Raw genomic sequence first — 7,624 nt, 5'->3', positions numbered from 1 at the left:
GGTGGGCCGCGCCGACGACCTCGCACTCCTTGCGGAATCCGCCCCGCGCGCCGACATCGTCGGAAGCCTTGCGCAGCAGCTCCAACTCGTTGACCGGCAAGGTTTCGGCGCCGATCATCGCGTGCAGCTCGTCGCGGGCGCGACGCATGAAGTAGAACCCGACGGCGGCCGCGAGCAGCAGCACGACCCCGATGGTGATCACAGCCATCGCCCCTCCCCAGATCACTCCCCCCGACCCTAGTTCCGCTCGCCCGGCTCGGGCATCGATTTCGGGAGAAACAGCAACACTCGCCACAACTGCACCCGGGGTGCACGATCCGCGGGCTACAGCGATTTCGCGCGAAGGCTCCGCAGTCCTTGGCCGACCCGTGCGCGGGATCTGAACGCGTTTCCGAAACACGCCACGCGCGGGACCTGATGCGGAACCGTGGGCATACTCGATCGATCCACTTGGACCGCTGGGTGCGCGGGAGTGGGGCGCTCCCAACTACTCGGAAGGAGCCGACATGGCCCCGAGACGACTGCTCGCGGCCGGTGCCGCGCTCGCACTGCTGGCCTCCGCGCCGCTGTTCGAAGCCGGTGCGACGCCCCGCGCCGAGGTGTTCTTCGACGACTTCTCCGGGTCGGAGCTCGACCGTTCCAAGTGGACGGTCGAGGTCACCGGCGAGAACTTCGGCACCGTCAACCAGGAACAGCAGGCATACGTCGATTCGCCCGAGACCATCTACCTCGATCAGGACCCGTCGACTGGGGCGAGCAACGGTGCGCTGGCTCTGCACCCTCGGTTCGAGCCCGGCCACCAGGCGCCGGACGGCCAGACCTACGACTTCATCTCCGGCCGGATCAAGACCCAGGACAAGGTCGAGTTCACCTACGGCAGGTACTCGGCGCGACTCAAGCTCCCTGAGAACGCCACCGCATCCGGACTGTGGCCCGCGTGGTGGTCGCTGGGCGCGAACATCGACGCCGGCAAGCCTTGGCCGGAGTGCGGCGAGATCGACGTGATGGAACACGTCGGCGAGCCGTGGACGAGCTCGGCGCTGCACGGCCCGGAGTACCACGGCGACACCCCGTTCACCAAGCGCCAGAACTTCAAGAGCAAGGACCCCGCGGACTGGCACGTGTACGAAGTGGACTGGACTCCAAACGGGTTGACCTTCTTCGTGGACGACACCGAGACGTACCGGGTCACCAAGCAGGAGATCCAGTCCAAGGGCTGGACATGGGCCTACGACGACTCGCAGTTCCTGATCCTGAACTTCGCGCTCGGCGGCGGGTACCCGAACGGCATCAACGGCGTGACCCAACCGTACTTCGGCCTACCGCAGTCCACGGTGGACAAGGTCGCCGCAGGCGACGTCCGCTACCTCGTCGACTGGGTCCGCGTCGAGCATTGACCGCGTGATTCCGCGAAGCGGTGAGCTCTGGTGCCCTGCCCTGAAATCTCCGGTAGGGCGTCTGGATGTGCAGCAGTTCGGGCGGCGAAACACGCTGGCGCCCCGGACGCTCCGGCACCGGCCGGCTCCGCCATCGGCGCTTCGACCCGCTCCGGTGATGCGCGAAGGACACCTTCGACCGGCCATGCCGGTTGACCACTCCGGCCGAAGGTGCCCTTTACTCAAGGGACCTAGGGGGTCACTCCCACTCGATGGTGCCCGGAGGCTTGGAGGTGACGTCCAGGGTTACCCGGTTGACGTCGGCGACCTCGTTGGTGATCCGGGTGGAGATCCGCTCCAGCACGTCGTAGGGCAGCCGGGTCCAGTCCGCGGTCATCGCGTCCTCGCTGGACACCGGGCGCAGCACCACCGGGTGCCCGTAGGTGCGGCCGTCGCCCTGGACGCCCACTGACCGGACGTCGGCCAGCAGCACCACCGGGCACTGCCAGATGTCGCGGTCCAGGCCCGCGGCGGTCAGCTCCTCGCGGGCGATCGAATCCGCCGCGCGCAGCGTCGCGAGCCGCTCCGCGGTCACCTCGCCGATGATCCGGATGCCCAGGCCCGGCCCGGGGAACGGCTGCCGGTGCACGATCGTCTCCGGCAGGCCCAGCTCCAGCCCGACCCGGCGTACCTCGTCCTTGAACAGCGCGCGCAGCGGCTCGACGAGCTCGAACTGCAGGTCGTCGGGGAGGCCGCCGACGTTGTGGTGGCTCTTGATGTTCGCCGCGCCGGTGCCGCCGCCGGACTCCACCACGTCCGGGTACAGCGTGCCTTGGACCAGGAAGTCGATCTGCTCGCCGGCCGCGCCCGCCTCGGTCTGCAGATCGCGGGCGGCCTGCTCGAAGACGCGGATGAACTCGCGGCCGATGATCTTGCGCTTCTCCTCGGGGTCAGTGACGTCGGCCAGTGCGCCGAGGAACCGGTCCACCGCGTCGATGGTCACCAGCCGCACACCGGTGGCGGCGACGAAGTCGCGCTCCACCTGGGCGCGCTCACCGGAGCGCAGCAGTCCGTGGTCGACGAACACGCAGGTCAGCTGGTCGCCGATGGCGCGGTGCACTAGCGCGGCGGCCACCGCGGAGTCGACGCCGCCGGACAGCGCGCAGATCGCCCGCCGGTCGCCGATCTGCTCGCGGATCGCCGCCACCGTCTCGTCCACGATGGACGCGGTGGTCCACTGCGGGCGGATCCCGGCGATCTCGTGCAGGAACCGGCGCAACACCTCCTGGCCGTGCGGCGAGTGCACCACCTCGGGGTGGTACTGCACGCCGGCCAGTCGGCGCTCGACATTCTCGAAGGCAGCCACCGGGGTGTCCTTGGTGGCGGCGGTGACGGCGAAGCCTTCCGGGGCCTTGCTAACCGAATCGCCGTGGCTCATCCATACCGGGTGGTGCCCGGGCAGCTCCGCGTGCAGCGTGCCGCCGTCGCCGCTGATGTCCAGCTCGGTGCGGCCGTACTCACGGGTGCCGGTGTGCTCGACCGTGCCGCCGAGCGCGGAGGTCATCGCCTGGAAGCCGTAGCAGATTCCGAACACCGGGATGCCCGCGTTGAACAACTCCGGGTCGATCTGCGGCGCGCCGTCGGCGTAGACGCTGGCCGGGCCGCCGGAGAGCACGATGGCCGCCGGGTCGCGGCGCGCGATGTCCTCGACCGGGGTGTCGTGCGGCACGACCTCGGAGTAGACCTGCGCCTCCCGCACCCGTCGCGCGATCAGCTGTGCGTACTGGGCGCCGTAATCGACGACGAGAACAGGCCCCTGCCCCTGGCGGTCGGGGCCATTGCTGCTTGCGGTACCGGACACGTCGTCGAAACCTCCTGGCGAGAACGGTGGCACCTATTGTCCCAGGTAACCGAGGCCACAGCGGCACCGACCCCGGGCCTCCCGCGAGGCCACGCGACCTGCATCACGCGTAGCAGGGTCGCGACGTACGCTGCCGCCAGCAGTGCGGTGGCGACGCTGGCCGCTACGGCCAACGGGTGGCCGTTGCCTCCGCCGAAGGTGTAGATCAGGCCGCCCGCGAGCCCGACCGGGAAGCCGATCCACTGGATCGGGCGCAGGACCGCCTCGTCGCCATCCGGGCGAGCAGCCGACGGCGGCCGGCGACCATGCCGAGCAGGAACATCGCGAGCGCGGTCGGGCTGCATCGAAACGGCCTGGATCACCAGCAGCGAGACGATGTGCAGCACGCCCAGTGCGAACAGGCCGGTTATCCGGCGCAGCATGCGTGGCGCGAAGGCCGTTCCCGCTCGGTGCGCCGCCTCCGTCTGCAGCGTGAAGCTGTAGCCGAACAGGAACGAGAACAGGAGGTAGAACTCCATGTCGACCAGTACCGACGACAGCCCACGGACGATGTCGTCGTAGGTCGTGGACAACGCCGGGTCGGCCACGAGGTTCCCGGGGTAGCCCGTCGCCATGAAGGTGATGTTGACGATGAGAATCCCGAGCAGGGCGAAACCCCTCAGTGCGTCGACGTCGTGGACGCGTTCCCTGGCCGCGGTGAGCTGTCCGGTCATGAGCTTCTTCTCCATTTCCGATTCCGGTCAAGCCATCCGGGCGAGGTACGCCGAACACCCGTGGCTGACCGGCGTGCCGACCTCCGGACCACCTCGGGGGCCGAACGCCATCAGCTGGATGGACGCGTTGCTGCGGGTCCTCCGGGACACCGGGTTGGACTTGGGGACGCAAGTGGGTGTGCTCAACGCCGTCAGTGGGCAGGTGCGGCACGCGATCGTGCTGGCCCGGCAACTCGAAGAAGGCCGCCGGGACACCGGCCTCAGCCAAGCGCAGGTCGAGCAGGACTACGGCCGGACGCTGGCGTGGCTGGTCGACCCGAACCGCTTCCCGGACGCGGCGAAGCTGTTCGCGGCCGACGCCTTCGAACCGCACACCGACCAGGTCGCCGAAGACCCGGCGGACCACGACTTCACCTTCGGTCTGGAACTGCTCCTCGACGGCATCGCCGCCGCCATCGACGGGATGGGCGCGCAGTGATGCCGGGGCCCCGCCCACCGACGCATCAGTGCCGGAGAGGAGCGCCCGTGCGGCTCGCGACCCAGTTCGCCCCCGCAACCCCCGGGGCAGCACGGCATCCCATGACCCGGGCTGGGGCTCGTGGCGGCCGGGCAACTGCTCCAGATGCTCGTCTCCCGACCGATATCCTTCGGCGAGGGCTGGGGTGGCAGGGGTTGCAGCTGCCCCGGCTGCCGCCGCACGGGCAGGTGTTCGCGCTGGTCGTCACCGGTGTGGTCGTCGCGCTCTGGCACCCTGCCGACGTTGCGGGGCGGGCGGTATCCCGGCGCGCGTCGTGGCAGGTCTCGATCAAGTCCTTCCTGGTCACCTGCGTGCAGGTCGTGCCCGTCTTCACCTGGCTGCGGTCGCGGTCCGCCTCGGTGGTGCCCGCCGCCGTCGCGAACGCCTTCGCCAGCACCGCCCGCTTGAGCTGCCGTCGGTCTTCGCCGCAGCCGACCGGCCGCCGAACCTGCTGACCGCGGGCCTGGACGGTGTGGTCTGGCTGGCGATGGCCGGATTCCGCTGCGTGCTCTGGCTGCCTCACACGACGGGCAGGCGGAGCGCGGCCGGCGCGGTGGCCGGGACCGCCGGGGACTTCGGGGCGACCGGATCCACCTGGCGGTAGCCGGATTCCTGGGCGGGTCGGGAATCCTGCTCGCCCTTGTTCGGCCACATCGAGAACGCCCGCTCCGCCTGCGCGGTGATCGTCAGCGACGGGTTCACGCCGAGGTTCGCGCTGACCGCCGAACCGTCCACGATGGACATCGTCGGGTACCCGTGCGCCCGGTGGTACGGGTCGATCACGCCGTGCCCGGCGTCCTCGCCGATCGCGCAGCCGCCGAGGAAGTGCGCGGTCATCGGGATGTCGAACAGCTCGCCCCAGGTGCCGCCCGCGATTCCGCCGATCTGCTCGGCGACCAGCTCGTTGGCGTGCTCACCAGCCGGGATGAACGTCGGGTTGGGCGCGCCGTGCCCCTGCTCCGAGGTCAGCAGGGATTTGCCGAAGCGCCGCTTGAGCCGGGTGGTCAGCGAATTGTCGAGGCTCTGCATGACCAGCAGGATCACGGTGCGCTCGCTCCAGTTCTTGACAGACAGCGTGCGAAACGCCAGCGGCGGGTTCTTGAGCACGCTCCGCGCCCACTGCTTCCAGCGCGACCCCTCGTCGCCCTTGGTCGCCAGGGTCTGCAGCAGCCCCATCGCGTTGGCGCCCTTGGTGTAGCGCACCGGCTCGATGTGGGTGTCGGTGTCCGGGTGGAACGACGAGGTGATGGCCACTCCGGTGGAGAAGTCGCGGTTCGGGTCCGGCTCCTTCATCTGCGCGCCGATGATCGCCTCGGAGTTGGTCCGGGTCAGCCGCCCCAGCCGCTCGGACAGCCGCGGCAGGTCGCCGTTGTCCCGGCAGCGGTGCAGCAGGTTCTGGGTGCCCCAAGTACCGGCGGCGACCACGACCTGGTCGGCGCGGAAGATCTTCAGCCGCCTGGACAGCTTCGCGCCGGTGCGCGCGGTCGCGATGAACCAGCGGCCGTCGCGGCCGTGCGCCAGCCGGGTCACCGTGGCCATCGGGAACACCTTGGCCCCGCCCGCCTCGGCCAGGTACAGGTAGTTCTTGACCAGCGTGTTCTTCGCTCCGACGCGGCAGCCGGTCATGCAGGCGCCGCATTCCGTGCAGCCGGTGCGCGCGGGCCCGGCACCTCCGAAGAACGGGTCGGCATCGGTCTGCCCGGGCTTGCGGAAGTACACGCCGACCGGCGTGTGGTGGTAGGTGTCGCCGACGCCCATCTCGCCGGCGACGCGCTTGATCACCACGTCGGACGGGGTCTCGGTCGGGTTCTGGACGACGCCCAGCATCCGGGTGGCCTGGTCGTAGTGCGGGGCGAGCTCGGCCTCCCAGTCGGTGATGTGCGCCCACTGCGGGTCGTTGTAGAACTGTTTGAGTGGCCGGTAGAGCGTGTTGGCGTAGTTCAGCGATCCGCCGCCGACGCCCGCACCGGCCAGGATCAGCACGTTGCGCAGCAGGTGGATGCGCTGGATGCCGTAGCAGCCGAGTTGCGGCGCCCAGAGGAACTTCCGCAGATCCCAGGAGGTCTTGGGCAGCTCGTCGTCGGTGAACCGGCGTCCTGCTTCGAGTACCGCGACGCGGTAGCCCTTCTCGGTCAGGCGCAGCGCGGCGACGCTGCCGCCGAACCCAGAACCGATGACGACCACGTCGAAATCGGTATCGGTCTTGTCACGTCCAGCCATGCGCGACAGATTAGACATAACTACTCGTCAGTAGCTACGGATTGTCGTGCGAAACAGGTTGGAACGTGAGGTGAATCGCGCCAGCCTGGGTCGAGCTTATGGCGCGGCTCGGCTACGACCGGTACGGCGCGCACGGCAGCGACTGGGGCACGAAGATCACCTGCGCCCTCGGAGTCATCGCGGCAGACCGGATCAGCGGCGTGCACGTGTGCGGCATGCTGGGGGCCGCCGTCCTGGGACCCGACGGGGCTCGAAAGGCTGACCGCCGAAGAGCAGGCGAGGATCGCGTCGCTGCAGCAGTTCATGAACGAGCGCATCGGTTACGCCTGGATCCAGGGCACCCCGCCCGCAAACCCTGGCCTACGCCCTGCTGGATTCGCCGGTCGGGCAGCTCGCCTGGATCTCCGAGATCTACGAGTGGTTCGGGGGCTGCGGCCCGACCGCGTCGGGCCGCGACGACCTACTCACCCAGGCGTCGATCTACTGGTTCACCGGCACCGCGGGCTCGTCGGCTCGCCCGTACCGCGAGGCGGAGGAGAACACCTGAGGCGTGCAGGAGGAGTCGCTGTTGCCGACCGGAGTGGCGGTGTTCGGCGGGGGCCGGACGATCCGCCGGTTCGCGGAGCGGGAGAACAACGTCGTGCACTGGTCGGAGTTCGACGAAAGCGGCCATTTCCCGCCCTTCCAAGCCCCCGACCACCTGACCGAAGACCTCCGCACCTTCTACCGCCAGCTCCGCTGACGCAGAGGATCCTTCGCTAGCACCGCAGCCGCGGAGCACAAGGCGGTCCCCTTCGGCCCCGTCGTGCGGGTTCTGCCCAACGGACGGAGTTCGCGCCGGATGTCGCCTGCCAGCCTGAAGGGACCACCGGTTTGCCATGAGCATGGGACCGGGTTGCGTCCGGTCGCGGGCCGTGTGCTGATGGTGTCCGACGAC

Annotated in this window: 7 protein-coding genes and 1 pseudogene; 4 read left to right on the top strand and 4 right to left on the bottom strand. The window is 69.4% G+C overall.

The window, feature by feature from the left end; genetic code table 11:
* Window positions 1-208, bottom strand: a pseudogene (locus ACWDKQ_RS34110) (helicase); the annotation flags it as partial.
* Window positions 209-506: 298 nt separating this feature from the next.
* Between ACWDKQ_RS34110 and ACWDKQ_RS34105 the strand changes: the two are divergent.
* Window positions 507-1,397, top strand: a complete 891-nt coding sequence (locus ACWDKQ_RS34105; RefSeq protein WP_450142887.1) for a glycoside hydrolase family 16 protein — start codon at window positions 507-509, stop codon at window positions 1,395-1,397.
* Between the two features lie 238 nt (window positions 1,398-1,635).
* Here ACWDKQ_RS34105 and guaA read toward each other — a convergent pair whose 3' ends face one another.
* Both guaA and ACWDKQ_RS34095 read right to left on the bottom strand, forming a co-directional pair.
* Window positions 1,636-3,237, bottom strand: a complete 1,602-nt coding sequence (guaA, locus tag ACWDKQ_RS34100; RefSeq protein WP_450142886.1) for a glutamine-hydrolyzing GMP synthase — start codon at window positions 3,235-3,237, stop codon at window positions 1,636-1,638.
* A complete protein-coding gene (locus ACWDKQ_RS34095; protein WP_450142885.1) occupies window positions 3,147-3,950 on the bottom strand; it encodes a hypothetical protein in 804 nt (267 codons plus the stop codon). Before ACWDKQ_RS34095 ends, guaA begins: the two co-directional genes overlap by 91 nt.
* Between ACWDKQ_RS34095 and ACWDKQ_RS34090 the strand changes: the two genes are divergently transcribed.
* Both ACWDKQ_RS34090 and ACWDKQ_RS34085 read left to right on the top strand, forming a co-directional pair.
* On the top strand, window positions 3,949-4,428 hold the full coding sequence (locus ACWDKQ_RS34090; RefSeq protein WP_450142884.1) for a TetR/AcrR family transcriptional regulator C-terminal domain-containing protein: 480 nt from the start codon (window positions 3,949-3,951) through the stop codon (window positions 4,426-4,428). The genes ACWDKQ_RS34095 and ACWDKQ_RS34090 overlap by 2 nt on opposite strands.
* A gap of 194 nt (window positions 4,429-4,622) precedes the next feature.
* A complete protein-coding gene (locus ACWDKQ_RS34085) occupies window positions 4,623-4,922 on the top strand; it encodes a hypothetical protein (RefSeq protein ID WP_450142883.1) in 300 nt (99 codons plus the stop codon).
* Between the two features lie 64 nt (window positions 4,923-4,986).
* Here ACWDKQ_RS34085 and ACWDKQ_RS34080 read toward each other — a convergent pair whose 3' ends face one another.
* On the bottom strand, window positions 4,987-6,705 hold the full coding sequence (locus ACWDKQ_RS34080; RefSeq protein ID WP_450142882.1) for a GMC family oxidoreductase N-terminal domain-containing protein: 1,719 nt from the start codon (window positions 6,703-6,705) through the stop codon (window positions 4,987-4,989).
* Window positions 6,706-7,237: 532 nt separating this feature from the next.
* Here ACWDKQ_RS34080 and ACWDKQ_RS34075 point away from each other — a divergent pair.
* The gene (locus ACWDKQ_RS34075; protein ID WP_450142881.1) at window positions 7,238-7,429 is read left to right on the top strand and encodes a hypothetical protein; all 192 of its coding nucleotides are present in this window, start codon (window positions 7,238-7,240) and stop codon (window positions 7,427-7,429) included.
* The last annotated feature ends 195 nt before the right edge of the window (window positions 7,430-7,624 follow it).

The organism is Saccharopolyspora sp. NPDC000995 (assembly GCF_053599315.1).
Note: the sequence above shows the minus strand (reverse complement) of the source record. Positions and strands in the feature narration are given on the sequence as shown.

What these genes read in the sequence shown, in the direction of transcription:
- ACWDKQ_RS34105 (WP_450142887.1), top strand. Translation starts at nt 507, where the DNA reads ATGGCCCCGAGACGACTGCTCGCGGCCGGTGCCGCGCTCGCACTGCTG.
- ACWDKQ_RS34090 (WP_450142884.1), top strand. Translation starts at nt 3,949, where the DNA reads ATGAGCTTCTTCTCCATTTCCGATTCCGGTCAAGCCATCCGGGCGAGG.
- ACWDKQ_RS34095 (WP_450142885.1), bottom strand. Translation starts at nt 3,950, where the DNA reads ATGACCGGACAGCTCACCGCGGCCAGGGAACGCGTCCACGACGTCGAC.
- ACWDKQ_RS34080 (WP_450142882.1), bottom strand. Translation starts at nt 6,705, where the DNA reads ATGTCTAATCTGTCGCGCATGGCTGGACGTGACAAGACCGATACCGAT.